26 protein-coding genes are annotated in these 23,467 nt (G+C 69.1%); 14 read left to right on the forward strand and 12 right to left on the reverse strand.

Going from position 1 to position 23,467, the window contains the following annotated elements; all coding sequences use genetic code 11:
• Positions 1 to 62 precede the first annotated feature (62 nt).
• A complete protein-coding gene (locus PYR72_RS17070) occupies positions 63 to 245 on the forward strand; it encodes a DUF6104 family protein (protein WP_275456136.1) in 183 nt (60 codons plus the stop codon).
• Between the two features lie 26 nt (positions 246 to 271).
• Here the strand turns inward: PYR72_RS17070 and PYR72_RS17075 are convergent, their stop codons facing one another.
• Positions 272 to 1,123: a hypothetical protein gene (locus tag PYR72_RS17075; RefSeq protein ID WP_275456137.1), complete on the reverse strand. Its 852-nt coding sequence runs from the start codon at positions 1,121 to 1,123 to the stop codon at positions 272 to 274.
• Positions 1,124 to 1,328: 205 nt separating this feature from the next.
• Here PYR72_RS17075 and PYR72_RS17080 point away from each other — a divergent pair, with 205 nt between their 5' ends.
• Positions 1,329 to 2,324, forward strand: a complete 996-nt coding sequence (locus tag PYR72_RS17080; RefSeq protein WP_275456138.1) for a DUF4097 family beta strand repeat-containing protein — start codon at positions 1,329 to 1,331, stop codon at positions 2,322 to 2,324.
• 1 nt (position 2,325) lies between these two features.
• The gene (locus PYR72_RS17085) at positions 2,326 to 3,387 is read left to right on the forward strand and encodes a PadR family transcriptional regulator (RefSeq protein ID WP_275456139.1); all 1,062 of its coding nucleotides are present in this window, start codon (positions 2,326 to 2,328) and stop codon (positions 3,385 to 3,387) included.
• Positions 3,388 to 3,424: 37 nt separating this feature from the next.
• Here the strand turns inward: PYR72_RS17085 and PYR72_RS17090 are convergent, their stop codons facing one another.
• From PYR72_RS17090 to PYR72_RS17105, 4 genes are all read right to left on the reverse strand, one after another.
• Positions 3,425 to 4,006 (reverse strand): Clp protease N-terminal domain-containing protein, encoded by a 582-nt coding sequence (locus tag PYR72_RS17090; protein ID WP_275456140.1) that lies wholly within the window; start codon positions 4,004 to 4,006, stop codon positions 3,425 to 3,427.
• Entirely contained in the window at positions 4,006 to 4,215 is a 210-nt protein-coding gene (locus PYR72_RS17095; RefSeq protein ID WP_275456141.1) for a sigma factor-like helix-turn-helix DNA-binding protein, read from the reverse strand. Before PYR72_RS17095 ends, PYR72_RS17090 begins: the two co-directional genes overlap by 1 nt.
• Positions 4,216 to 4,313: 98 nt before the next feature.
• Entirely contained in the window at positions 4,314 to 5,279 is a 966-nt protein-coding gene (locus tag PYR72_RS17100) for a zinc-binding dehydrogenase (RefSeq protein ID WP_275456142.1), read from the reverse strand.
• A 297-nt stretch (positions 5,280 to 5,576) separates the two neighbouring features.
• On the reverse strand, positions 5,577 to 6,818 hold the full coding sequence (locus tag PYR72_RS17105) for an NADP-dependent malic enzyme (RefSeq protein ID WP_275456143.1): 1,242 nt from the start codon (positions 6,816 to 6,818) through the stop codon (positions 5,577 to 5,579).
• Between the two features lie 610 nt (positions 6,819 to 7,428).
• On the opposite strand from PYR72_RS17105, the gene PYR72_RS17110 reads away from it, so the two are divergent.
• Genes PYR72_RS17110 through PYR72_RS17120 form a run of 3 tightly spaced genes read left to right on the forward strand, consistent with a single transcriptional unit; the run spans position 7,429 to position 10,130 of the window.
• Positions 7,429 to 8,394, forward strand: a complete 966-nt coding sequence (locus PYR72_RS17110; RefSeq protein ID WP_275456144.1) for an ABC transporter substrate-binding protein — start codon at positions 7,429 to 7,431, stop codon at positions 8,392 to 8,394.
• A 36-nt stretch (positions 8,395 to 8,430) separates the two neighbouring features.
• Positions 8,431 to 9,372 (forward strand): amino acid ABC transporter permease, encoded by a 942-nt coding sequence (locus PYR72_RS17115; protein WP_275456145.1) that lies wholly within the window; start codon positions 8,431 to 8,433, stop codon positions 9,370 to 9,372.
• A complete protein-coding gene (locus PYR72_RS17120; RefSeq protein ID WP_275456146.1) occupies positions 9,369 to 10,130 on the forward strand; it encodes an amino acid ABC transporter ATP-binding protein in 762 nt (253 codons plus the stop codon). Before PYR72_RS17115 ends, PYR72_RS17120 begins: the two co-directional genes overlap by 4 nt.
• Positions 10,131 to 10,236: 106 nt before the next feature.
• Here the strand turns inward: PYR72_RS17120 and PYR72_RS17125 are convergent, their stop codons facing one another.
• Positions 10,237 to 10,995 carry a class I SAM-dependent methyltransferase gene (locus PYR72_RS17125; protein ID WP_275456147.1) on the reverse strand — a complete coding sequence of 253 codons (759 nt, stop codon included), beginning with the start codon at positions 10,993 to 10,995 and terminating at the stop codon, positions 10,237 to 10,239.
• Between the two features lie 115 nt (positions 10,996 to 11,110).
• Here PYR72_RS17125 and PYR72_RS17130 point away from each other — a divergent pair, with 115 nt between their 5' ends.
• Positions 11,111 to 11,740 (forward strand): CGNR zinc finger domain-containing protein, encoded by a 630-nt coding sequence (locus PYR72_RS17130; RefSeq protein WP_013000773.1) that lies wholly within the window; start codon positions 11,111 to 11,113, stop codon positions 11,738 to 11,740.
• Here PYR72_RS17130 and sodX read toward each other — a convergent pair.
• Positions 11,644 to 12,078: a nickel-type superoxide dismutase maturation protease gene (gene sodX, locus PYR72_RS17135; RefSeq protein ID WP_059079257.1), complete on the reverse strand. Its 435-nt coding sequence runs from the start codon at positions 12,076 to 12,078 to the stop codon at positions 11,644 to 11,646. The two genes, PYR72_RS17130 and sodX, sit on opposite strands and share 97 nt — an antisense overlap.
• Positions 12,079 to 12,223: 145 nt before the next feature.
• Between sodX and sodN the strand changes: the two genes are divergently transcribed.
• Positions 12,224 to 12,619, forward strand: a complete 396-nt coding sequence (sodN, locus tag PYR72_RS17140; protein ID WP_005480378.1) for a superoxide dismutase, Ni — start codon at positions 12,224 to 12,226, stop codon at positions 12,617 to 12,619.
• 7 nt (positions 12,620 to 12,626) lie between these two features.
• Here sodN and PYR72_RS17145 read toward each other — a convergent pair whose 3' ends face one another.
• Positions 12,627 to 13,781 (reverse strand): site-specific integrase, encoded by a 1,155-nt coding sequence (locus PYR72_RS17145; protein WP_275456148.1) that lies wholly within the window; start codon positions 13,779 to 13,781, stop codon positions 12,627 to 12,629.
• 21 nt (positions 13,782 to 13,802) lie between these two features.
• Entirely contained in the window at positions 13,803 to 14,306 is a 504-nt protein-coding gene (locus PYR72_RS17150) for a helix-turn-helix transcriptional regulator (protein ID WP_275456149.1), read from the reverse strand.
• Positions 14,307 to 14,426: 120 nt separating this feature from the next.
• Here PYR72_RS17150 and PYR72_RS17155 point away from each other — a divergent pair, with 120 nt between their 5' ends.
• The 4 genes from PYR72_RS17155 to PYR72_RS17170 all read left to right on the forward strand — a co-directional run bounded on the left by PYR72_RS17155 (position 14,427) and on the right by PYR72_RS17170 (position 18,972).
• Complete coding sequence (locus PYR72_RS17155; protein ID WP_061334472.1) at positions 14,427 to 14,621, forward strand: helix-turn-helix domain-containing protein; 195 nt, start codon at positions 14,427 to 14,429, stop codon at positions 14,619 to 14,621.
• A 561-nt stretch (positions 14,622 to 15,182) separates the two neighbouring features.
• Positions 15,183 to 16,367, forward strand: coding sequence for a DUF3631 domain-containing protein (locus PYR72_RS17160; protein WP_343245562.1), 1,185 nt, complete (start codon positions 15,183 to 15,185; stop codon positions 16,365 to 16,367).
• A 318-nt stretch (positions 16,368 to 16,685) separates the two neighbouring features.
• The gene (locus tag PYR72_RS17165; protein ID WP_275456151.1) at positions 16,686 to 17,291 is read left to right on the forward strand and encodes a hypothetical protein; all 606 of its coding nucleotides are present in this window, start codon (positions 16,686 to 16,688) and stop codon (positions 17,289 to 17,291) included.
• Entirely contained in the window at positions 17,281 to 18,972 is a 1,692-nt protein-coding gene (locus tag PYR72_RS17170; RefSeq protein WP_275456152.1) for a mobilization protein, read from the forward strand. The genes PYR72_RS17165 and PYR72_RS17170 overlap by 11 nt, the downstream gene beginning before the upstream one ends.
• Positions 18,973 to 18,984: 12 nt before the next feature.
• Here PYR72_RS17170 and PYR72_RS17175 read toward each other — a convergent pair whose 3' ends face one another.
• Positions 18,985 to 19,365, reverse strand: a complete 381-nt coding sequence (locus PYR72_RS17175; RefSeq protein ID WP_275460679.1) for a hypothetical protein — start codon at positions 19,363 to 19,365, stop codon at positions 18,985 to 18,987.
• A 74-nt stretch (positions 19,366 to 19,439) separates the two neighbouring features.
• Here PYR72_RS17175 and PYR72_RS17180 point away from each other — a divergent pair, with 74 nt between their 5' ends.
• Positions 19,440 to 19,796 (forward strand): ASCH domain-containing protein, encoded by a 357-nt coding sequence (locus PYR72_RS17180; RefSeq protein WP_275456153.1) that lies wholly within the window; start codon positions 19,440 to 19,442, stop codon positions 19,794 to 19,796.
• A 467-nt stretch (positions 19,797 to 20,263) separates the two neighbouring features.
• The gene (locus PYR72_RS17185; protein ID WP_275456154.1) at positions 20,264 to 20,977 is read left to right on the forward strand and encodes a hypothetical protein; all 714 of its coding nucleotides are present in this window, start codon (positions 20,264 to 20,266) and stop codon (positions 20,975 to 20,977) included.
• Between the two features lie 73 nt (positions 20,978 to 21,050).
• On the opposite strand, the gene PYR72_RS17190 is transcribed toward PYR72_RS17185, so the two are convergent.
• Together PYR72_RS17190 and PYR72_RS17195 are read right to left on the reverse strand one after the other, a co-directional pair.
• The gene (locus PYR72_RS17190; protein WP_275456155.1) at positions 21,051 to 22,133 is read right to left on the reverse strand and encodes a hypothetical protein; all 1,083 of its coding nucleotides are present in this window, start codon (positions 22,131 to 22,133) and stop codon (positions 21,051 to 21,053) included.
• Complete coding sequence (locus PYR72_RS17195; RefSeq protein ID WP_275456156.1) at positions 22,130 to 22,675, reverse strand: RNA polymerase sigma factor; 546 nt, start codon at positions 22,673 to 22,675, stop codon at positions 22,130 to 22,132. The genes PYR72_RS17190 and PYR72_RS17195 overlap by 4 nt, the downstream gene beginning before the upstream one ends.
• Positions 22,676 to 23,467: the final 792 nt, after the last annotated feature.

Below are 23,467 nucleotides of genomic sequence, written 5' to 3' on the forward strand. Positions count from 1 at the left end.
CGGGCCGCACCCCCTCTCCCGGGGGTGCGGCCCGGCCGTTTTCCCGCACTTATCCTTGACCCATGTACTTCACGGACCGTGGCATCGAGGAACTGGAGAAGCGGCGTGGCGAGGAGGAGGTCACCTTCGAGTGGCTGGCCGAGCAGCTGCGGACCTTCGTGGATCTGAACCCGGACTTCGAGATTCCGGTGGAGCGGCTGGCGACCTGGCTGGCGCGGCTGGACGACGAGGACGAGGACGAGTAGCGGCCCCCTCGGCAACGGGGAAATGATCAGTCGCGCGGGTGGGACAGGTCGTAGAGCAGGCCCACCGCGCCGTGGGCGAGGAGGAGGCCGCCCGCGGTCAGCCAGCCGGGGCTCCGGCGATGCAGGCCCCAGGCCGTGAGCGGGAGTCCGGCGAGGAGCTGGGCGGCGGCCAGGGCGCGGGCCCGGGGAGTGCCGGCCCAGGGGAGCCAGGGGCCGAGGCGTCCCCGTTCGAGGGCGTCGAGCTCCGAACGGACCGCCCCGCGCCACCCCGTCCACTCGATGCGCTGGACGCCGGGCTGGACGCGGGCGACCTCGCGGAGCCGGTCGGCGGGTTCGCCCGGCCCGAGACCGGCGGGGAGCGTCACGCCCGCACGGGCGAGGACGGCGAGCAGCCCGCGCAGCCGGGAGCGGGCGTCGGCCTCCGGGTCGCCGCGTGTGAGGTCCTCCAGGGACTGGGCGTCGAGGACCGGGTCCAGGTCCAGGCGGGCGGCGAACGTACGCATCGCCTCGTCCTCGCCGACCGGGGTCCCGTTCGCGAGCCACTCGTAGCCGACGGTGCGGCGGAAGCCCGCGGCGAGGGTGTAGCCGCTGCGGTCCGCGTCCCACCACAGCGCCAGCACGGGCCAGGTGACGCCGACGGCCAGGGCGCTCGCCCAGCCGCCGAGGACGCGGTCGACGGGTTCGCCGCCCTGCAGCCAGGGCTTTCCCTCGGGCACCAGCGCGGTCCACTCGGATCCGGCCGGGGTCAGCAGCATGCGCTCGCGGAGCAGTTGGGCGACGGGGGCGACGGCGTCGGGGTCCGCCCGGCAGAGCAGGAGCGCACCGGGGGCGGGGGTGGGCCGGGGGGCGCGGGGCCCCTGGGAGCGTTCCGTCGACATGCCCTCCACGCTAGGGCGATTTGTCCTGGATTCACCTGCGGGGTCACCAGAACGGGTGTATTGACTTTCCGTGACCGCGATATATCGTGAGTAGCGAGAACACGATAGTGCGTGTGTGCCGGTCGCGTACGCCCTCGGGCTCGTCCCGCCCGCGCCCTCGCCTTCGTCGTCTCTTCCTGCCGGGTCTGCCGAGGAGGTCAGCTCCATGTCCGTGTGGTCCGTCGCCGAGCCGCGGAGGCTCACGTTCGACGAGCCGGTGACGGCACTGCGTGTGCGAGTCGTCAACGGAACGGTCAACGTGGTGGGCACCGACGAGAGTTCCGCCCGCCTGGAGGTGTCCGCCGTCGAGGGCCCGCCCCTGACGGTGACCCAGAAGGACGGCACCCTGACCGTCGCCTACGACGACCTGCCCTGGAAGGGCTTCCTCGAATGGCTGGACCGCAAGGGCCGACGCCGGGACGTCCTGGTGTCGCTCGCCGTCCCGGCGGCCACCCGTGTCGAGGTGGGCGTGGTCGGCGCCACGGCGGTCGTGTCCGGACTGGAGGGGCGTACGGAGGTGAAGGGCGTCTCGGGCGACACCACCCTGGTCGGGCTGGCGGGCCCGGTGCGCGCCACGACGATCTCGGGAAGCGTGGAGGCGCAGGCCCTCACGGGCGATCTCCGGCTCAGCTCCGTCTCCGGCGACCTGACCGTGATGGAAGGGTCCTGTCCCCGCGTGAAGGCCGAGTCCGTGAGCGGCTCGATCATCCTCGACCTCGACCCCGCGGGCGGCCCCACAGACGTCGGCCTCAGCAGCGTCTCCGGCGAGATCGCCATCCGCCTCCCCCACCCGGCCGACGCCGAGGTCGAGGCCAACACCGCCGGCGGGACGATCTCCAACGCCTTCGAGGAACTCCACGTCAGCGGCCCCTGGGGCGCCCACAAGGTCACCGGCCGGCTGGGCACGGGCAGCGGCCGCCTCAGGGCCACCACCGTCTCCGGCTCCATAGCCCTCCTCCGCCGGCCCCCCACGGAGGACGAACCGTGGGGACCGGTGGGCGGGAGCCCGGGCGGATCCGGGGAGGAGCAGGAGGACGACAGCACGGGGACGGCTCCGGACGCGACGGAGGGCACCTCGGGACCGTCCGGCGAGGACCCGCCCCCGCCGACGGGCCCGGCCGACGCCGCGACCGACCGCACGACCGACAAGAAGGTGTTCTGACATGCCTCCCGTCTTCGCCCACGGACGCCTGCGGCTGTACCTGCTGAAGCTGCTGGACGAGGCGCCGCGCCACGGCTACGAGGTGATCCGGCTGCTGGAGGAACGCTTCCAGGGCCTGTACGCCCCCTCGGCCGGCACCGTCTACCCGCGGCTGGCCAAGCTGGAGGCCGAGGGACTGGTCACCCACACCACCGAGGGCGGCCGCAAGGTGTACGCGATCACCGACGCGGGCCGCGCCGAACTGGCCGACCGCAGCGGCGAGCTGGCCGATCTGGAGCTGGAGATCCGTGAGTCGGTCGCGGAGCTGGCCGCCGAGATACGGGCCGACGTACGGGGCGCGGCGGGCGACCTGCGCCGCGAGATGCGGGCGGCCGCGTCCGAGGCCCGCAGGAGAGGCGGGACGGGTGACGGGGACCGGGGGGCGCCCGGGGAGGCCGAGGACAACGCGGCCTGGCGTGCCGCCAAGGAGGAGATGCGTCGCGTCAAGCAGGAGTGGAAGGAGCAGGCCCGCCGCGCCAAGGACGAGAGCCGGCGGGCCCGCGAGGAGGCCCAGCGGGCCCGCCGCCAGGCCAAGGAGGCGCAGGAGCACGCCCGCACCCAGGCCCAGGAGGAGCTGCAGCGCATCGCCAAACGGGTCCAGGACCACGTCCAGGACCACTTCACCCGGGGCGACTGGCCGACGGGCGTACGGGAGGGGCTGACCGAACTGGCCAAGGAGTTCGGCGAGTTCGGGAAGGACTTCGGAAAGGAGTTCGGCAAGGACTTCGGCTTCGGACGCTCGGGGGCGACCGGCGGCGCGGGAGCCGGGGCCGGGGCCGGGGCAGCGGACTACTCCGTCACTCCCGAGGAGTTCCCCGCCGACTACGAGCCCGCCTGGGTCCACGAGGCGCCCACGGGTGAACCGGCCCGCGACCTCGACCGTCTCCTGGACCGCTTCCGCGACGACATCCGCGACGCGGCCCGCGACCACGGCGTGACCGAGGACCAGCTCCGTGACGCCCGCCGCCATCTGTCGACAGCGGCGGCCCACATCGGTGCGGTGCTGCGGGTGCCCAAGGAGTGAGCCGGGGAAGCCCTCGCCCCACCACCCCGGGCGCCGCTCACCCCGCCTCGGCCTCCCCGCCGCCGTAGAGCACCCGCTCCAGCGCCTCGTACGTCACCCCATGGTCCGCGAGGACCTCGGCCGGGACGCCGGGGCGGGTGGTGAGGGCGAGCAGGAGGTGTTCGTCGCCGATGTACCGGTCACGGTGGGCGTGGGCGGCGCGGAGGGAGCGGGTGAGGACGCCTTTGGCCTCGCGGGTGAAGGGGCGGTGGCCGGCGAGGCGCCCCCGGCCGCGTCGGGCGCCCTTCGGGTCCGGCGCCAGCGCCCCCGCCCCGTGGGTCTCCTCGACGCGGGAGACGATCTCGGTGAGGTCGATACCGAGGCCGGAGAGGGCGTCCGCGTCGGCGCGGGAGAGCCCGCCCCGGCGGCGGGCCTCGGCGAGGTCCCGTTCGACCGACTCCCGGCGGCCGGCCCCGGCGAGTCCCAGCACGGTCAGGGCGAAGGAGGCACGGGAGGCCTCGCGGTCCAGCAGGGAGAGGAGGAGGTGTTCCTCGGTCACCTCCGCCGCGCGGGCGCGTTCGGCGTGGTCCACCGCTCCCAGGACCACGGCACGGGCGTCTTTCGTGAACCGTTCGAACATCAATGCCTCCCGTACTTCTTGTGCACGGCCTGCCTGCTCACTCCGAGTTCCGCGGCGATCTCCTGCCACGACCAGCCCTGAAGGCGCGCGCTGCGCACCTGCACCGACTCCAGTTGCTCCAGCAGCCTGCGCAGGGCGGCGACGGCCCGCAGCCCGACCCGGGGGTCGCGGTCGCCCGCGCGCTCGGCGAGATCCGTTGCTTCGGTCATGATGTCAACTTAAGTTGACACGACCGCGTCGTCAACCCTGGTTGACATGACGACGGCCGGCCCGGATGACCGGGCCGGCCGTCGTCCTACCGAGATCGTCAGGGGCCGGTCAGCACGATCTTGCCGAACTGGTCGCCCGCCGCGAGGCGTTCGAAGCCCTCGCGGGCGCGGTCCAGGGGCAGCACCTCGTCGATGACGGGGCGGACACCGGTCGCGGCACAGAAGGAGAGGAGGTCCTCCAGTTCGTCCTTGGTGCCCATGGTGGAGCCGACGACCTTGAGTTCGAGGAAGAAGATGCGGGTCAGTTCGGCGTGGGAGGGGCGGTCGCCGCTGGTGGCGCCCGAGATAACGAGGCTGCCGCCGGGCCGCAGCGACTTCACCGAGTGGGACCAGGTGGCGGCACCGACGGTCTCGATGACCGCGTCGACACGCTGGGGCAGGCGGGCCCCCGGCTCCAGCGCCTCCACCGCGCCCAGTTCCAGGGCCCGCTTGCGCTTGGCCTCGTCACGGCTGGTGGCGAAGACCCGCAGTCCGGCCGCCTTGCCGAGCACGATCGCGGCGGTCGCGACACCACCGCCGGCGCCCTGCACGAGGACCGAGTCGCCGGGGCGGACGCCCGCGTTGGTGAAGAGCATGCGATAGGCCGTCAGCCAGGCGGTGGGCAGACAGGCGGCCTCCTCGAAGGAGAGTTCCGCGGGCTTGGGGAGGACGTTCCAGATGGGGACGGAGACGAGTTCGGCGAAGGTGCCCTGGTAGCGCTCGGTGAGGATCGAGCGGGGCTCTCGGGGGCCGACCCCGTGTCCGGTCTGGCCGATCACCGAGTGCAGGACGACCTCGTTGCCGTCCTCGTCGACACCGGCGGCGTCACAGCCGAGGATCATCGGCAGCTTGTCCTCCGCGAGGCCGACGCCGCGCAGGGACCAGAGGTCGTGGTGGTTCAGCGAGGCGGCCTTCACCCTCACGGTCGTCCAGCCGGGCCTCGGCTCCGGGGCCGGGCGGTCCCCCAACTCCAGTCCGTCGAGCGGTCGGTCACGGTCGATACGGGCGGCGTAGGCAGCGAACATGCGCCTGACCATAGGGGGACGCCGGGAGCGATGGAACCACGGACCACTGTGACACGCGTCCCGTCGCCCGAACCTCCACGCTTCGGACGCGGGCCGTGCGGGTGCGTTGCTCGTGAAGGACACAGGCCCTGCGGGCCTGAAAGCGCGGGGCGCAGCCCCCGCTTTTCAGGGGCGCGGGGAACTGCGCGACCAGCCCCCACCGAACGGACGCCTGGGGGTCGAAGGGGCGCAGCCCTTTGAGGATGGGAAGGGTAGGGGCGGCGGGGGCGAAAAGAAACCGCCGCCACCCCGCACGGCTCAGCGCCGAGCCACACCCTCCGCCCGGGCCGCCGCAGCGACCGCCGCGGTCACGGCAGGAGCGACCCGCTCGTCGAACGGCGACGGAATCACATAGTCCGCCGCAAGATCGTCGCCCACGACCGACGCCAACGCCTCGGCCGCCGCGATCTTCATCCCCTCGGTGATCCGCGACGCCCGCACCTGCAGGGCCCCCGCGAAGATCCCCGGGAAGGCGAGGACGTTGTTGATCTGGTTGGGGTAGTCGGAGCGCCCGGTGGCGACGACCGCCGCGTACTTGTGGGCGACGTCCGGGTGCACCTCGGGGTTGGGGTTGGCCATGGCGAAGACGAACGCGTTCTCGGCCATCGAGGCCACCGCCTCCTCCGGGACCGTACCGCCGGAGACGCCGATGAAGACGTCCGCGCCCGCGAGGGCGTCCTCCAGGGAGCCCGAGAGCCCGGCCCGGTTGGTGAGTTCGGCCAGCTCCCGCTTGACCGGCGTGAGGTCCTCGCGGTCCGCGGAGACGATGCCCTTGCGGTCGGCGACGGCGACGTCACCGAGCCCGGCCTCCAGCAGCATCTTGGCGATGGCGACCCCCGCCGCTCCGGCACCCGAGATCACCGCGCGCAGATCACCCAGGCCCCGCCCGGTCAGCCGCGCCGCGTTCCGCAGCGCCGCCAGCGTCACGACCGCCGTGCCGTGCTGGTCGTCGTGGAAGACGGGGATGTCGAGGGCTTCCTGGAGCCGCTTCTCGATCTCGAAGCAGCGGGGCGCGGAGATGTCCTCCAGGTTCACGCCGCCGAACGAGGGCGCCATCCGGACGACGGTCTCGATGATCTCGTCGACGTCCGTGCAGGCGAGCGCGATCGGCACCGCGTCGACGCCGCCGAACTGCTTGAACAGGATCGCCTTGCCCTCCATCACGGGGAGGGATGCCTCGGGGCCGATGTCGCCGAGCCCGAGGACCGCCGTACCGTCCGTGACGACGGCGACGACCGAGGACTTCCAGGTGTAGTCGTTGACCAGGTCGGGCTGCTCGGCGATGGCGGTGCACACCCGCGCGACGCCGGGCGTGTAGGCGAGGGACAGGTCGTCCTTGTCCCGGATCGGCACGGTGGCCTGCACGGCCATCTTGCCGCCGCGGTGCAGGGCGAAGGCGGGGTCGAAGGAGTCGAGGGAATTGAGAGGCTCCCCCCCGCCCTCCTGACCCGTACTGCCGTCGCCGCTGTCGGTGCGAGGATTGACAATCTCCGCTGCCACTTGTTTTACCCCTTAGGTCTTCATGGTTTGAGGGTGTTCCGCTCCCGGTTCGGGAGCGGGCGGGCACCGCGTAAGTCCCAGGTCACCGATACGTACGGCGACACATGCGGGCTCAGACGCGACGGGCGCGCCGCACACGCGCCCTGGGCCCCGGATGAGGGGTGTAAGGAACCTTCTTACCGGACGGACGGCGCCGACGACGAGTCCACACGTCTTGATACCTCGAAGGTCACAACCCGAAGGTCATTTAAAGACGATCATGGATCGTTCGATTCATCGACCGAAAACGGGGCAAGTCGGTACACGTCACGACAAGTCCTGTACAGCCATGTGTGCGGGGTTCACCATCGACCGCATCCTGAGATGCGCCGAAGATCTTGCGGCCGGAAGGAGGGATTCCCGCACAGCATCCGGTGTGATCACGCGGTCCGCGGCGGTTCGTGGGTCATACGGGGGTCACCCGTTATCCGATTTTGACATGGCCGGTCATCTGATTGCACATGCCCGAATGGCAAGATGCCGTAATCACACGAGGTCGCCACACTCGAAGACGCGTGTTAATCGTCGACCTGTCGGCAACTCCACACCACCCCCGCCGGAGGAACCCACCATGACCGCAAGCACCACCCGTCGTACGACCGGCCTGCGTTCCCGTACAGCCGCCGTCGGAGCGATCGCGGTCGCGGGCGCCCTGCTGCTCACCGGCTGCGGTGACCAGACCAAGAGCAAGGACAGCGGCTCGGAGACCGCCTCCACCAGCGGGGCCCCGCTGGCCGGCAAGCTGCCCGCGTCCGTCCGCGACAAGGGCGTGATCAACGTCGGATCGGACATCGCGTACGCCCCGGTGGAGTTCAAGGACGCGACGGGCAAGGTCGTCGGTCTCGACATCGACATCGCCGAGGCGATGGGCAAGCAGCTCGGCGTGGACTTCAAGTTCCAGAACGCCACCTTCGACACCCTCATCGGTGGTCTGGCCGCCAAGCGGTACGACATCGCGATGTCGGCCATGACCGACACCAAGGACCGCCAGGACGGCATCGACTCCGACACCGGCAAGAAGGTCGGCGCCGGCGTCGACTTCGTCGACTACTTCACCGCGGGTGTCTCGCTGTACACCAACAAGGGCGACGACCAGGGCATCAAGACCTGGGACGACCTGTGCGGCAAGACGATCGCCGTGCAGCGCAACACGTTCTCGCACGACCTCGCCAAGGACCAGGCGAAGAAGTGCAAGGACGACAAGAAGAAGGCCCTCAAGATCGAGGACTTCGCCACCAACCCCGAGGCCGAGACCCGGATGCGCTCCAAGGGCGCGGACGTCGTCTCCGCCGACTTCCCGGTCGCCGCGTACTCGGTGAAGACCTCCGGCGGCGGCAAGTACTTCGAGATCGTCGGCGACCAGGTCGAGGCCGGCCCGTACGGCATCGCTCTCGCCAAGGACAACACCGAGCTGCGCGACGCGCTGAAGGACGCCGTCCAGGCGATCATCGACAACGGCGAGTACGAGAAGATCATCAAGAAGTGGGGCGTCGAGGACGGCGCCATCACCGAGGCCAAGGTCAACGGCGGCTCTTGATTCTCGGCTCGGTTCTGAAAGGCAAAGGCTCCACCCGTGACTGTTGACGTCAGCAAGACGGACGGTCCCTCGGACACTCCCCCCGCCGGTCCGGAAGCGCTCAAGGCGATTCCGGTCCGGCACCCGGGACGCTATGTGTCCGCGGCCATCGCGCTCGCTCTCCTCGGCTCGATCGTCTACGCGTTCGCGCAGGCGAAGAAGATCAACTGGGGCGTGATCCCCGACTTCTTCTTCGACGACCGCATCATCGAGGGTGTCCTCAACACCCTGCTGCTCACCGTGGTCTCCATGGTGATCGGCGTCGTCGGCGGCATCCTGCTCGCCGTGATGCGGCTGTCCAAGAACCCGGTGACCTCGTCCATCGCGTGGTTCTACATCTGGTTCTTCCGCGGTACCCCGGTCCTGGTCCAGCTCTTCGTCTGGTTCAACCTGGGTCTGGTCTTCGAGTACATCAACCTCGGCCCCATCTACAAGGACTACTGGTCCTCGTTCATGACGCCGCTGCTGACGGCCCTGCTCGGCCTCGGTCTCAACGAGGCGGCGTACATGGCGGAGATCTGCCGCGCCGGTCTGCTCTCGGTCGACGAGGGCCAGACCGAGGCGTCGCACGCGCTCGGCATGAGCCACGCCAAGACGCTGCGCCGGATCGTCATCCCGCAGGCTATGCGCGTGATCGTGCCGCCCACGGGCAACGAGGTCATCAACATGCTGAAGACCACGTCGCTCGTGTCGACGGTGCAGTTCGTGGATCTGCTGAAGGCGGCCCAGGACATCGGCCAGAACTCGGGCGCCATCGTGGAACTGCTGTTCCTCGCCGCCGCCTGGTACCTGGTCCTCACCAGCATCTTCAGCGTCGGGCAGTACTACCTGGAGAGGCACTACGCGAAGGGCTCCTCGCGGTCCCTCCCGCCGACACCGATGCAGCGTTTCAAGGCGGCCGTGCTGCCCACGCGCCGCCCGAAGGGAGTCTCGGCATGACCGCCATGGTGAAGGCCGAGGGCATCCACAAGTCGTTCGGCCCCGTCGAGGTCCTCAAGGGCATCGACCTGGAGGTGCAGACGGGCGAGGTGTTCTGCCTCATCGGCCCGTCCGGCTCCGGCAAGTCGACCTTCCTGCGGTGCATCAACCACCTGGAGAAGATCAACGCCGGCCGGCTGTACGTCGACGGCGAGCTGGTCGGCTACCGCCAGAAGGGCGACAGGCTGTACGAGCTGAAGGACAGCGAGGTCGCGGTCAAGCGCCGGGACATCGGCATGGTCTTCCAGCGCTTCAACCTGTTCCCGCACATGACGGCCACCGAGAACGTCATGGAGGCGCCGGTCCAGGTCAAGGGCGTCAGCCGCGCCCAGGCCCGCGAGCGTGCCCGCGAGCTGCTGGAGCGCGTCGGCCTGGGCGACAAGGCGGGCAACTACCCGTCCCAGCTCTCCGGCGGCCAGCAGCAGCGCGTGGCCATCGCCCGGGCGCTGGCCATGGAGCCGAAGCTGATGCTCTTCGACGAGCCCACCTCGGCGCTGGACCCGGAGCTGGTCGGCGACGTCCTCGACGTCATGCGCGACCTGGCCGAGTCCGGGATGACGATGATCGTGGTCACCCACGAGATGGGCTTCGCCCGTGAGGTCGGCGACAGCCTGGTCTTCATGGACGGCGGTGTGGTGGTCGAGTCCGGCAACCCCCGTGACGTGCTGACCAACCCCCAGGAGGAGCGCACCCAGTCGTTCCTGTCCAAGGTGCTGTAGCACCGGGGCGCGACGGCGAAGGGGCGGTACGGGATCCCGTACCGCCCCTTGCTCGTACACCCGTTCCCTACACCCGTTCCGTGCGTCCGTCCGTGCGGGCGGCGGGCTACCTCACCGCCAGCACCAGCGAGTCGGAGGGCGAGCACCACACCGCGCGGGCCTCGGCGAAGCCCCGCGCGCGCAGGGTGCGGGCGTGCCAGTCGACGCTCTGGACGTCACCGTCGGCGTGCTCCCCGTAGATCTCGAAACGACGGGCCGTCGGCGCGGCGAGCACGGGGTCCTGGGCGGCGAGCTGCCACCATGCGGCCCAGTCGACGGCGCCGTCCGCCCTGGCTCGATCCATACCCGCGTACCGGTGCGCGCGCTCCGCCGCGTTGATCCGGGGCGTCGTCTCGTCGATCATGTGGTCCGCGTTCATGAAGACACCGCCGTCGCGGACGAGTTCCGCGACCTGACCGTAGAGGGCGGCGAGGGGTTCGCTGTGCAGCCAGTGCAGGGCCGTGGCCGTCAGGACGGCGTCGTACGTGTCGTACGGCAGCCGGGCCGTCCAGTCGGGGTCGGTGAGGTCGGCGGTGACGAAGGTGACCCGCGGGTCGCCCGCGAACGTGCCCTCGGCGATGGTGAGGAGCGCGGGGTCGAGGTCCACACCGGTGCTGACGGCCTTCGGGAACCGCGCGAACAGTCTGGACGTGATGGAACCCGTACCGCAGGCGAGGTCCAGGACGCGGGGCTCGGGTCCGGCGAACGCCTCGACCATGTCCAGCATCACCCGGAACCGCTCCTCACGGTCCGGCAGGTACCACTCCTGCTGCCGGTCCCAGCTCTCCTGCCAGGCGTGCCAGTCGGTGCCGGCCGTGGTGGTCATGAGGCCCCTTCCTCCGCGTACCGCGTCTTCCGCCTACCGCGTAATACCCTGTAAGCACGAGCAGCCATTACCTGACCCGCACCACGACAATAGAGCGCCCTCGTAAGGACTACAAGTGGAACTGGCCCATTACTCGGACTACGCCGTACGCCTCGTCAACACCGAGGAGCCGGACCGGGGCAAGGACACGCTCACCTCGGTGGAGGCCGTCCGCGATCTCTTCGGGCCCAGCCGGCAGGCCGCCCGGCGGGCGACGGACGCCGACGTGACCCGGTTCCGGTCCGTACGGGCCCGGCTGCGCTCGGTTTTCGAGGCGGCGAACGGCGGCGACGAGACCCTCGCCGTGGACCTGCTGAACTCACTGCTGCTGGAGTTCCCGGTGAGCCCGCAGATCTCCGGCCACGACTTCCGGGACGACGACGGCCGCCCGCTGTGGCACATGCACCTGGCCGACCACCCCTCCAACGCGACGGCGGGCTACGCGGCGATCGCGGCGATGGGCCTGGCCTTCCACCTCACCGAGTACGGCGTGGACCGGCTCGGCCTGTGCGAGGCGGCACCCTGCCGCAACGCCTACCTCGACACCTCCACCAACCGCTCCCGGCGCTACTGCTCCGACCGCTGCGCGACCCGCGCCAACGTGGCGGCCTACCGGGCCCGCAAACGCCTGGAGGCCGACCGGTCGCCGAGCACGGGACGCGCGGCCGAGAGCGCCCAGCGGGCCAGCGCGAACGGCGAGCGCTGACCGTCCGGCCGGGGCCGGTAGCGGAACCGCACCCTGCCGAGGACGAGTTCGTCGGGCACGACCCCGTAGTCGGTGCTGTCCCCGCCGGCGTAGGCGTTGTCCCCGAGCACCCACCAGCCGCCGTCGCGCCGCTCGGCGACCCGCTTCACCACGAGCAGGTCCTGCTGGAAGGGGTGCCGCAGCACCAGGACGTCCCCGACCCGCAGGCGGGCCCCGTAGTGGACGAGCAGCCGGTCGCCGTGGCGCAGGGTCGGAACCATAGACGGTCCTGTGACCTCGGCCACTCCGAAGGGCAGGAGGGCACCGCCCCGCTCGCTCTCCCGCGACAGCTCCGGCATCTCCGGCACCTCCCCGTTCCGTTCCTCCACCGGTCCCAGTCTGACCCCGGACTTTTGCCCTAAGCCCATGGGGGCACCCGCGAAAACCACTCTCGCAGGGAGTAATGTCCCACCTGAGAAGACGATCACGAGGAAGGAATGCTCCATGCTTTCCCGCCTGTTTGCCCCCAAGGTCAAGGTCAGCGCGCACTGCGACCTGCCCTGCGGTGTGTACGACCCGGCCCAGGCCCGCATCGAGGCGGAGTCGGTGAAGGCCGTGCAGGACAAGATGGCCGCCAACGACGACCCTCACTTCCAGGCTCGCGCGACCGTCATCAAGGAGCAGCGCGCCGAGCTCGCCAAGCACCACGTCTCGGTGCTGTGGAGCGACTACTTCAAGCCTCCGCACTTCGAGAAGTACCCGGAGCTGCACCAGCTGGTCAACGACGCCCTGAAGGCCCTCTCGGCCGCCAAGGCGTCCACCGACCCGGCGACGGGCCAGAAGGCGCTGGACTACATCGCCCAGATCGACAAGATCTTCTGGGAGACCAAGAAGGCTTGATCTTTGATCACGCCATGTGACCTGCGATTTCCTTGGTCGCCAGGTCAACCGGTCCGCACCCGGTCCGCATGCCGCCGAGCACGGCGTCCATGACGGTCCGGGTGCGGTCTTCTTCGCCCGGCCAGAGGTGCGCGTAGATCCGCAGCGTGATGACGGCGGACGCGTGGCCGAGGACCAGCTGGACCTGCTTGACGCTCGCTCCGCCGGCGATGAGGGCGGAGGCGTAGAAGTGGCGCAGGTCATGGGTCACCGTGTGCGGCAGCTCGACGGGCTTGCGGCCCTCGCGCTCGGCCGCCTCGTTCTCCGCTGCTTGGAGCGTCCTGCGGGCGCAGTTCCACTCCGTCTTCCAGCGGCGGTAGTTGAGGGGCTCTCCCTCCTCCATCGTGAACAGCCACTCCTTGGAGGGGCGTGCGGCGAGGTGCGCGAGGAGGGCGTCGGTGACCACCTCGCCGACCGGGACGGTGCGTCGGGACTTGGCGGTCTTCGGTGGGCCGATCTTCGCGGACTGGAGGCGCTGTCGCTCGACGCGGATCGTGCCGACCTTGAAGTCGACATCCGAGACCTTGAGGCCGAGCAACTCTCCTATTCGCAAGCCTGATCCGGCGAGCGTGACGACCGCCGCGCGGATGTACGGCGGCATCACGCGGGCCATGGCCTCGACCTGCGCGACCGTGGGCGGGGTGACCTCCTCGTCCTGCATGGGCGGAAGCGTGATCCGGCGGCAGGGGCTGGACGCGATGACCTTGTCCTCCACGGCCGCCGTCATGAGGCGTACGAGGACGTCGTAGACGTTGCGCACACTGCCGGGGCCGAGCAGCTCGGACAGGCTCTTGAAGAGCACCTGAAGGTCGTTGCGGCGTATCGCCGCCATCGCGCGGGAGCCGAGCGCCGGGACGAGGTGGAGCCGGAGCGCGTTGTCGGTGATCCGCTCGCCCGCCTCGCTTGCGATGAGTGCCTCCTCCCATTTCTTCGCGTACTTCTCGAACGTGATTCGTCCGGCCTGCGGGTCGACGTACTGGCCGGTGACGATGCTGGCCGTTACCTCGTCGATCCAGCGCTGGGCGTCGAGCTTGCGGTCGAAGTGGCGGGCGTGCTCCTTGCCGTCGAGGTCGCGGTAGCGGGCCCGCCATTTGCCGTTGGGGCGCTTCTGGATGTTCGCCAAGTGGCTTCTCCCTTGGGTTGGTTATCGGTGGTAGCCGCCGCCCTCGATGTGCTCGGTGAGGGTGCGGGCGTCGCGCTCGTCGCCCATGAGGCGAAGGCACTGCTCGTGGATGGCCCGTGAGCTGTCGGGGTGGGCCTGGATGTGCTCGGCGATGCCGACGACTGCGTGGTGCAGTCGGTCTTCGGCGTCGCGTGTCTCGTAGTACGCCTCGACGGCTTCCTGGACGAGCCGTCTGCTGTCGAGATCCAGCCCTTCCAGAGGCGGGGACATCAGCTCTTCGAGGGGCAGTTCGAAGACGCGGGCGAAGGCGAGGGCTTCGTCGACATTGATGCGGCGGCGTGGGGTGCCGTTCTCGATGCGCCAGACGGCGGTCTGGTTCATCTTGACGCCGGCCTTGGACACCCGATCTGCCAACTCGGTCGTGCTCCACCCCCTGACCTCGCGCTCCAGCGCCACCCGCGCGGCGATGTTGCCTTCGCTGTACAGCAGCGGCACCTCACCGCCGTCGACCTTGTCACCTGTCATCGGACCTCCATCACGACCATCACTTTCCCAATTGAAACACACACTTGCCGATTTGATTAACCGGCGATCGTCGAGTACAAACTATGCAGACCGGATTGCCGCCTAGTCGATTGGGAATGCATGCGATACCTGACCACCGCCGAGGTCGCCGAGCGCTACCGCACAGCGGAGAGCACCGTCCGCTACTGGCGCCAGATCGAGAAGGGCCCCCGCGGTATCAAGATCGGCAAGCGGGTGCTGTACCCCGAGGCCGAGCTGCTGCGCTACGAGCGGACGCTGATCGAGGGCCGAGACGAGTGGGGTCTGGCCTCTTGAGCCGCCGGAAACTCCGGACACAGAAACGGCCCCCGGCGCGCCAACGCCGAGGGCCGGAGATTCCCCTGCCGATCGCCCATCCCTGAACGTACGAGCTGGTGAGGGGCGGGACGTCGCCCGTCCTGCCCCTCACGGAGAGGAACGTCTATGGAGGACTCTATGTCCCCCACCACGACGAACACATCCCCCGCCGTCTGGCCCACGACAGCGGTCCCCGGCGGTGGCACCCCCTGGCGCCGCCGGGACCAGGACTCCGCTGATGCGGTGTCGGGGGACCGTCCCCGCGACGCACCCGGTCCCCTGTCACCGCAAGTCGCGGTCCCCATATCCACATCCGCTGGAAACGTGCAGGCCAGCAGCGTGACACCGGGGACCGGTCCCCGAGACGCGGGAGTTGCACCAGGGGACCGCAATGGGGACCGGAGCGTCGGTCCTCGTCTCTCACCGGGGACCGACGGTCCCGTGGAGGCCGAACAGCACGAGATCGCACTCGTCGATGGCAAGGCAGGTAACGGAGTCCATGAAGGCGCGCGGGCGCAGGTAGCTGCTGACGGGGTCGCGCTGCTGGACGAATTGCGGGCAGCGATCGGCAAGTACGTGGTGCTGCCCAGCGAGGAGGCGCTGACCGCGGTCACCCTGTGGGTGGCGGCCACGCACATCCAGACGGCTCTGCAGCACGCGCCGCGTCTGGCGGTGGTGAGCCCGACGAAGGGGTGCGGCAAGTCCCGGGTTCTGGACGTCCTCCACGAGACCGTGCACCAGCCGATGATGACGGTCAACACCTCTCCGGCGGTCATCTTCCGGATCATCGGCAAGAACCCGCCCACCATGTTGGTGGACGAGGCGGACACCATCTTCGGCCCTAAGGCGAGCGGTGACAGTGAGATCCTGCGCGGCCTGCTGAATGCCGGCCACCAGCGCAACCGGCCCGCCTGGCGGATCTCAGGTCCGGATCACAAACCGACCCCGTTCCCCACCTTCGCCATGGCCGCCATCGCGGGGATCGGCGACCTGCCGGACACGGTCATGGACCGGGCGGTCGTTCTGCGGATGCAGAAGCGCAAGCCGGGCGAAAGGGTCACCCCTTTCCGCTCCCGGTACTCGGTGCCAGAACTCAACGCGCTACGTGACCGGCTGACCGCATGGCTGGGTCCGCTGCGCGGGCAGGCAGCCCGCATGGTGCCGCACATGCCGGTGGAGGACCGGGCGGCGGACACCTGGGAGCCGCTGGTCATCATCGCCGACCTGGCCGGCGGCCACTGGCCCGCCCAGGCTCGTGCCGCCTGCCTGGCCATGACCCGCCACGAGGCGGCCCAGGACGAGCAGAGCAGCCTGAAGACGCGGCTCCTGCGCGACATCCACCGCATCTTCGCGCAGGCGGAGAACCCCGAGGCCCTGTCCACCCAGGATTTGGTCGCCGCGCTCCTCCAGGACGCCGAGGCCCCGTGGGCGGAGCACGGCACCAAAGGGCTGAACGCCTACCACCTGAGCAATCTGCTGCGGGACTTCAACATCAGCCCGGCCAACTACCGGTTCGACAAGGGCAGGCAGGCCAAGGCGTACATGCGCAACCGCTTCCTGGACGCCTGGGCCCGCAACTGCCCCGACCTCGTCGAGGCGGCACCCGAGCCCGAACGCGGCGCTGCCCCTGCCCGCATGGCCCAGAGCAGGCCGCCCGCCGCCCCGGCGGGGACGCTGCCTGTCGGCCCGCCTGGTGGCCCCGCCGGACTCAAGCGCGCCCTCTGATCCCACCGGGGTCCGTATCACTGCGTCGCATCCGTCCCCGCGCAGGTCAGCGCGGGGACGGACTCTCTCGCCGGGACGGAGTTCTCCGTACCTGCCCGCGTGTCCGTACCTGTGCTGACCAGGCATGCGACGGATGCGACGGACGTGACACAGCCCCATCCCTCGCTGCACCGGAGCACCAACATGGACACTGCGAACGACACGAACCCCTCTTCTCCCCGCCGCTGGGGTTGGTTCAACCGGGACCGACGAACAGCAGCAAGCTGGAGCGAACGAGCCCCTAAAGGGGCTTCGTCCGCGCTTGCCTCCGCCCCTGGGGTGGCGGAGGGAAAGGGGGCCGGGCGCCAGCGGGCGCCCGAGCCTGAGGAGGGGATGAACGAGCCCCGCACCGCGTCTGCCGCCGACAGCGCCGAGCAGCCCGTCACCGACTCCGTCACCCCACATGCCGAGCCGTCTGACCGTCGACCGCCCGCCGCCGTCGAGCAGCCCTCGTGGCGTGAGCCCGACGCTCCCGCGCTGCCCGCGCGGATGAACCGCAAGCGCACTATCGAGAAGCGCGACCAAGAGAAGAAGATCCGCTTCACGCCGACGGCAGTCCGTCTCATCGACGCCGAGGCCAAGCGGCGCCACCAGAAGTTCGCCAGCTTCGTCGGCGACGCCGCCCTCGCCGTCGCGCTCGGCAAGGCCGGCATGGTCGGCAGCCCGGAGGACGACCCCGTCCGCCCGCTGGTGGAGGCCATCGAAGCCCACACGAAAGCGTTGAACCGGGTCGGCGCCAACCTCAACCAGGTCGCGGCAGCCATCCACTCCGGCGCGATACCCGAGCGCGCCGAGGCCGTCCTCGAACGCATTGAGCAGGCCGCCCAGGCCAGTTACGCACTGATGGACCAGCTCCTGGCGGAAGGGGTTGGTCATGGTTCCTGACGTCTCCACCGGCGCCAGCACGCTCGGCCTGATCAACTACCTCTTCGGCAAGGGGCGACGCGACGAACACACCGACCCCCACATCGTGGCCGCCTGGGACTTGGCCGGCGCCCCCGACCCCGGCCGCGACCTCACCGCCACCTACACCCAACTCGCCCGGCGCCTGGACCACCACGTCGACCTGCGCACCCGGGAACTCGGCGGAAAGCAGCCACCACAGCATGTGTGGCACTGCCCGGTGCGCACCGCGCCCGGCGACCGCTACCTCACCGACGCTGAGTGGGCCGAGGTCGCCCACCGCGTCGTAGCAGCCACGGGCATCGCCCCCGAGGGAGACGACAAGGCGTGCCGCTGGATCGCAGTCCGGCACGCCGATGACCACATCCACATCATGGCCACCAGCGTCCGAGCCGACGGCCGCCGCCCCCGTACGAACCGGGACGGCTGGCGGGCACAGCGCGAATGCCGAAAGATCGAGGCCGAGTTCGGGCTGCGCCGCCTGAAGTCCGGCGACCTCACCGCCCCGCGTACCCCGACCGGCGCCGAGCGAGCGAAGGCGGAACGCCAGGGCCGGGATGAGACCGCGCGGGAGTGGCTGCGCGAGCAGGCGTACGCGGTCGCCGCCGCCGTACCCAGCATCGACGAGTACTTCACCGTGCTGCGCTCCCTCGGCATCCAGGTCAGGCCGCGCATCGGCCCCGACACCGGTGCGGTGACCGGCTACAGCCTGGCCGCGCCCGGCGACACCACCCAAGGTGAGCCGGTCTGGTACGGCGGCTCACGGCTTGCTCCCGACCTGTCCTACAACCGCCTCTGCGAACGCCTTCCCACCCAGGACCTGGCCGACCGCCCCGAGCAGGCGGCGGACCCAGCCGAACCGTGGCGCCGCGCCGAGACCGCCGTCCGCGACGCCCATGCCGTCCTCGACTCGGGCGACGACGCCATGGCCCTGGGACATCTGGATGCTTTCGGCGACACCCTCCACAACCTGGCCCTGGCCACCAAGGGCGGACACCGGGCCGAACTGCAAGCCGCGGCAAGGGCGTTCAACCGGGCCCGCCGCTCGGCGATCCGAGCCGATCACCAGGCTGCCACCGCCCTACGGGAAGCCGCCAAGGAACTCGCCTACGCCACGCACGATCCGGGCGGACTCGCCATCGCCCTGATCTTCGCCGCGCTCCACGTGGCGCGGGCGGCCGCCAAGTGGCATGAGCAGCGCGGCCACGAGCAGCAGGCCGCAGCGGCCGAAGAAGCCTTCCGCCACCTGCAGGCCGGTTACCAGCAGGCCGCCCAGCCGGTCTTGGCGGATCTAGCCCGTCGTGCACCGCGCGCCACAACCGCCAGCCGTTTCGAGCAGGATCTGCGTGCAGTCCTCCCCGACCACGCCGACCGCGTCCTCGCCGATCCCACCTGGCCGGCCCTGACCACGGCCCTCGCCCGCGCCGAGACCGCCGGCCACAACCCCCGACGCCTCTTGGCCGAAGTCGCCGCACGGCGAGAACTCGACACCGCCGATCGCCCCGCCGAGGTCCTCAACTGGCGCATCGCCGTGCAGCCGAACAGGCGTGCTCAGGCAGCTCGCAGCCTGAGCACCCGCGTCACCGCACCCGTGACGCCCACACCACAGCCCACGCCCACGCCGGTGAGCGAACGGCTTACGGAACGCCGCCGACGGCGATAGCCAAGTCGGCTGTCAGCGACGGCAGACGAGGATGCCGCCGAGGCACGTGACCTCGAAGGCCCCATACCGGGCAATGTGATCGACGAGGATCGCGCGGGCCCGCTCGATCGTGGCCTCGAAAGGCACGTCGTGCTGGTCCTCCCAAGCCCGGTAAGAGGCCATGTGCGCGATGACCGGCTCGGGGTGCTGGACCGTGATGGTGCCGGGCAGTTCGATCGTCTCCACGCGGCCCAACTCCTCGCCCAGGAAGGCCGGGGCCTTCTCCAGAGAGAAGCGGGTGCTGAGCGAGATGCGGGCCGGGCCGCGTCCGGTACCGAGGGACGTCGCCCGCCGCCCGCTGCCGCCGAGCAGCTGCAGGCCATGACCGATACGTTGCTGTCCGACCCCCGCCACTTCTTCCGTTCGTACTCGGCCGCCGAGATCAGCCGCATGATGACCGCACCAGCCCCCAGGAGCGTTCCCGCCCCATGACCGACACCACACCCCGCGTCCACGAACTCAACCTCTACCGCCAGTACTTCGACCTCGTCGCCACAGGCACCAAGACCATCGAGGTGCGGGTGAAGTACCCGCGCCTTGCCGACCTCGGCGCCGGCGACATCATCCGCTTCCGCATCAAGGGCACCGACGAAACCTGCAAGGTGAAGGTCAAGCGGGTGACGGAGTACCCCGACTTTGAAGCGCTGCTCGACGCAGAGGGACCCGCCAACATCAACCCGACCGCCACACGCGATCAGCAGCTCGCCAACATCCGCACCATCTACCCACCCGAGAAAGAAGCTCTCGGCGCCCTCGCCATCGAGGTCAAGCAGATTAACGGCTAGAGGAGTTCGAGCCACGCTCTGCCTTGTTCGCAGTTCAGGCTCGGGGACTAGACACGGAATATGGCGGGGCATCCACGCTCGATCCAATCAATCCGGCCGCCGATCCAGAACCACACGCCGGACGATATCCCCAAGAGGGACTGACCACCTCAATAGAATTTTTCGCCACGCTTGGCAAATATTCGAAGGAATGAGAGGTTCCATCATGACCTCCACTCAGAAAAAGCGCCATAAGCGACATCCCGGACCGCGGAATTGCGGATCACCCATGACACGGTTGACCATTTCCAAGCGAACGGAATCGGCCAGCAAGACTTGATTTAACGCCCCTCCGGAACGATCAAGAACTACTTAGCGTCAATTAGTAATGCCGCTTGATTAACACCTCCACCGATGCCTAGCCTCGGCATGTCCACGCCGGATCATGCAGAGGAGAATCGGTGTCCTTCAGTCACTTACGTCATCCCATGAGACTCATACTCGGGATATGCGCGTTGTTGGGACTCCTGGCCGCGGGGACGGTCAGCGCGTCGGCGAGCAACTCCAGAACCCTGCCCACGGTCGCGGCAGCCGATGACAGAGCCAACGTCGAGGCGCTCAGCGACGAGGAGCAGGTGGCCCTCCAAGCCGAAATCGACGAGCAACTGGCACAGGTGCCGGGCGGACGACAGATCAGCGCCAACGAACTCGTATGGGGCGACAGCGCCGCCCCCGTACTGGTCTTCGGCCTCGGTGAGGACTCGAACCCCGAACCGAGCTCAGCTCTCGAAGCTCTGTACAGCGAGCTGGACAACGACGCCCGGGCAGCCGGCAAAGTCGCTCGCTCTGAGGGCGGAATCCAGGATGAGAAGGTGGAAGGGTGCCCGATGGGCAATTTCGTCCGCTGGTACTGTTTCTACAACTACAAGAACTTCAACAAGGGCGTCTCCAGCAGCGCCAGTCCCATTCCTCGGCGCTTGCAGTGGAGCCATCCCTACTGCGACGGTGAATTCATCGACCTTGCCGACTGGGGATTCTCCAAGAAAGTCACGTCGTGGGTCAACACGGGGTGGCTGGACGACATCCGCGTCTACACCGGGGGCATGGCCCATCTCTGGACCATGCGCGAAGGAATCAGCAAGAACGCACAGGTAGCCTCGTCCGACAACAACAAGGCTCGATTCGTCGTAGCCTGCCCCTGACGAAGGCATGAAGCACCGCTCTTGAGTAGATGCGCCCGCAAGGCCAACGGCCCTGCGGGCGCATCGCTTCGCATCATGCCCTGTGCTTGCTGTCCTTTGCCGTGCTGCGTGACAGGATCTCATTCACCGACACGGTGCCCGGGACTGCAATGTTCAGTTTCAGCGGGTCGCCGAGCAGTGCTTCCTCGCCGCCCAGCGGATAGCCGGTCGCCGGGTCAAGGAGCAGGGAGTCCCTGAATGTCGCTGCTTTGTGCCTGCCCTCTTGTGTGATGGCGAGGGCTTGCTGGCCGTGCCAGGTGGTTGTCGTCGCGACCGTCACGTCGGTCTGATCGGCGAGGACCCGTAGCGCTGCCGCGCGCAGCGCCGGTTCGATGATGCCACCCGAGGCTCGTTGAGCAGCGTCGAGCATCGCGGAGACGCCCCAGATCAATCGCCCGCCTTCCCAGTTGACCTCCTTCAGCTGCGCGAGCAGCCGATCCGGATCGGTCGAGAAAGGCAGGAGCACCTCCCACTCGGAGTCCTGCGCGAAGTGGCCCGGGCCGTACGTCGTGTCCTTGAGGCCCTTGCCCTCGATCAGCCCTGCCTCCCTGGCATCCCGTTCCTGGTCCGGGTTGGGGAAGTACGGCTTGCCGTACTTCCGGCGCTCGCGGCCCGCCCCGTCGGAGGTGTTGATCCATTGCTCCGTCACGGTCGGGACCGCAGCGTTGGCGACGCCTCCCGGGACGTCACCGGCGGAGTTCAGCGCCCAACCCCAGCTCTTGGTGTACAAGTACGGGCCGTGCACTGTGTCCGGGGCGAGTTCGCCGACCTTCTCGGCCAGTTGGCTCAGCACGTCGTGCGGCGACCTGCCGGCAATCCTGCGCAGGTCAAGAACCGGTGGTGTCGTCATCGCTTGCGCCTCCACTCCCTCTGCGCCCAGCAATCGGCCCAGCTCACCGGACGCGGCCACGGCGGTGCCCGCTGCCACCACCCCGCCTGCCAGCAGAACCCGCCGACGGGACATGCCCGTGCGGGGGCGCGGAGCGGTCTGTTCCGCGGTGGCAAGCAGCACAGCCAGTTCCCGCTCGGCGCGGTCTGGAAGCACACCGTCCCGGCCGAACCGGGCCTGCGGGTCGGGAGGCGCCATCTCCCGCACCTTCCTGAGATCGCCCTTCACCCTGTCCTCCCGTCCACCGGCAGTCTTGCCTCGGGTACCTGAATTTCGTCCGCGGCCACCGCCGCCTCCAACATTCGACGTGCGCGGTGCATACGGACCCTGAATGCCCCCGAAGTACAGCCCATCACTTTGGCCGCGTCCCGCACGGACAGCCCGTCCCAGGCCACGAGAAGGAGCACCTCCTGCTCGTGTTCCGGAAGGCGCCCCAAGGCGCCTCGTGCCCCCAGCCTGTGCAGGACCGCCTCCTCAGCCGCGGGTTCGACTCCATCGTCGTGATGGGCACGTATACGGTCATCCAGACGATCAGCTCGACCTCGCGCTCGTACGGTGTTGGCCACGACGCGACGAGCGATGCCGTACAGCCAGGGCAGCTCCTTGCCACGAAGTTCGTGTCGGTTCCGCCAAGCCGCCAAGAACACCTCTGCCGCCGCGTCTTCAGCCGCATTCGCCGGCAGACGCCTGCGCAGGAACCGCAGCACGGGCAGGTAGGTACGCCGGTAGACCTCCTCGAACCCCTGCGGGTCGCCCATCGGTCTGCTCACGCCCACCCTCCCCACACAATGGCTTCACCATGTTTGTGTCCGGCGCCGCGTGAAAGTTACGCGGATGAGCGAGCGGACATCCCGCAGTGCGCACACAGTCCGCAGAACACCCGATCGAGACCGTCGCACCCCATCGCCACCAATCGCCAAAAGGCCAGGTCAGCCACCCACAGGACACATTCCCGCAGGTCACCGACCCGGCCCACTACTAGGACCACATGAATCCCAACTTCCTCTGCAATCAAGAGCTCCACGCTACGAGGGATGGTCACCCGAGCAGTACGAGCGTGAGTGGCAGCGGAGTCGTAGGCGCCCAGGTCCAAGCAGACGTGCGCGGACAGCCCGCACAACCGTGAGGCCGCGACGTACAGGTCAGCGGTCTGCCGGGGATCTGGCGTCCGCGCAGCAACTCGAACGCCCCGTCGCGCAGCCGCTTGATCTCGATGTACAGCTCCATCAGCTGATGGCTGACGTAGGCGCGAGCGAGCCGAGCAACATCGGCCTCCAACTGCCTGACGACGAACTCGCCCGCGCCCAACAGCAGAGTGGTACACCCTTGCCAGGCCACCTGCATTTGCGCGTCTCTACCGACGCCCAGAGCGGACTAGAACGCGCACACTGGCGGAATTTGCCAGCCACTGGCGGCCGAATTCCAACGGTCACCGAAGTGAACAGCGAGACCACTCAGGGCAGTTACCGCTCCAGAGTGATGCAGATCACTGAAGCGGACGGCGATCGCCCTGTCCACCTTCTACGATCTTGTCATCGTTTCCGATCTTTATCTGACACATA

It is taken from the genome of Streptomyces sp. VNUA24 (genome assembly GCF_029167005.1).
GTDB lineage: Bacteria > Actinomycetota > Actinomycetes > Streptomycetales > Streptomycetaceae > Streptomyces > Streptomyces scabiei.

What these genes read in the sequence shown, in the direction of transcription:
- PYR72_RS17070 (WP_275456136.1), top strand. Translation starts at nt 63, where the DNA reads ATGTACTTCACGGACCGTGGCATCGAGGAACTGGAGAAGCGGCGTGGC.
- PYR72_RS17075 (WP_275456137.1), bottom strand. Translation starts at nt 1,123, where the DNA reads ATGTCGACGGAACGCTCCCAGGGGCCCCGCGCCCCCCGGCCCACCCCC.
- PYR72_RS17080 (WP_275456138.1), top strand. Translation starts at nt 1,329, where the DNA reads ATGTCCGTGTGGTCCGTCGCCGAGCCGCGGAGGCTCACGTTCGACGAG.
- PYR72_RS17085 (WP_275456139.1), top strand. Translation starts at nt 2,326, where the DNA reads ATGCCTCCCGTCTTCGCCCACGGACGCCTGCGGCTGTACCTGCTGAAG.
- PYR72_RS17090 (WP_275456140.1), bottom strand. Translation starts at nt 4,006, where the DNA reads ATGTTCGAACGGTTCACGAAAGACGCCCGTGCCGTGGTCCTGGGAGCG.
- PYR72_RS17095 (WP_275456141.1), bottom strand. Translation starts at nt 4,215, where the DNA reads ATGACCGAAGCAACGGATCTCGCCGAGCGCGCGGGCGACCGCGACCCC.
- PYR72_RS17100 (WP_275456142.1), bottom strand. Translation starts at nt 5,279, where the DNA reads ATGTTCGCTGCCTACGCCGCCCGTATCGACCGTGACCGACCGCTCGAC.
- PYR72_RS17110 (WP_275456144.1), top strand. Translation starts at nt 7,429, where the DNA reads ATGACCGCAAGCACCACCCGTCGTACGACCGGCCTGCGTTCCCGTACA.
- PYR72_RS17120 (WP_275456146.1), top strand. Translation starts at nt 9,369, where the DNA reads ATGACCGCCATGGTGAAGGCCGAGGGCATCCACAAGTCGTTCGGCCCC.
- PYR72_RS17125 (WP_275456147.1), bottom strand. Translation starts at nt 10,995, where the DNA reads ATGACCACCACGGCCGGCACCGACTGGCACGCCTGGCAGGAGAGCTGG.
- sodX (WP_059079257.1), bottom strand. Translation starts at nt 12,078, where the DNA reads ATGCCGGAGCTGTCGCGGGAGAGCGAGCGGGGCGGTGCCCTCCTGCCC.
- sodN (WP_005480378.1), top strand. Translation starts at nt 12,224, where the DNA reads ATGCTTTCCCGCCTGTTTGCCCCCAAGGTCAAGGTCAGCGCGCACTGC.
- PYR72_RS17150 (WP_275456149.1), bottom strand. Translation starts at nt 14,306, where the DNA reads ATGACAGGTGACAAGGTCGACGGCGGTGAGGTGCCGCTGCTGTACAGC.
- PYR72_RS17155 (WP_061334472.1), top strand. Translation starts at nt 14,427, where the DNA reads ATGCGATACCTGACCACCGCCGAGGTCGCCGAGCGCTACCGCACAGCG.
- PYR72_RS17170 (WP_275456152.1), top strand. Translation starts at nt 17,281, where the DNA reads ATGGTTCCTGACGTCTCCACCGGCGCCAGCACGCTCGGCCTGATCAAC.
- PYR72_RS17180 (WP_275456153.1), top strand. Translation starts at nt 19,440, where the DNA reads ATGACCGACACCACACCCCGCGTCCACGAACTCAACCTCTACCGCCAG.
- PYR72_RS17185 (WP_275456154.1), top strand. Translation starts at nt 20,264, where the DNA reads ATGAGACTCATACTCGGGATATGCGCGTTGTTGGGACTCCTGGCCGCG.